The 232-nt window shown below is 69.4% G+C and carries 1 protein-coding gene; it reads left to right on the forward strand.

The features are described from left to right. Positions 1-224: competence/damage-inducible protein A (locus HKX41_13820; GenBank protein ID NNC25211.1), on the forward strand; the 224-nt coding region annotated here is incomplete at its 5' end. Positions 225-232 lie beyond the last annotated feature (8 nt).

A 232-nucleotide genomic window follows, 5' to 3' on the forward strand; every position in this document is an offset into this window, starting at 1 on the left:
CCCGCGAACTCGGCGTCGTCGCCGAGCGCTTCGGCGTGGGCGTCGGGAGCTATCCCAACAGCGGCGGGCCGACGCGAATCAAACTCACCGGCGGCGACCCGGCGGCCCTCGACGAGGCGATGGCGTGGTTCCGGGCGAACGCGACCGTGGACCTCTACGAGAGCGAATCGGCGGTCGAAGCGGCGCGCGATGGAAGAACGGGAAGTGAGTCTCCCGAGAACTGAGAGACAGG

Origin of the sequence: Salifodinibacter halophilus, from assembly GCA_012999515.1 — a bacterium.
In the GTDB taxonomy this organism is placed as follows: domain Bacteria; phylum Pseudomonadota; class Gammaproteobacteria; order Nevskiales; family Salinisphaeraceae; genus Salifodinibacter; species Salifodinibacter halophilus.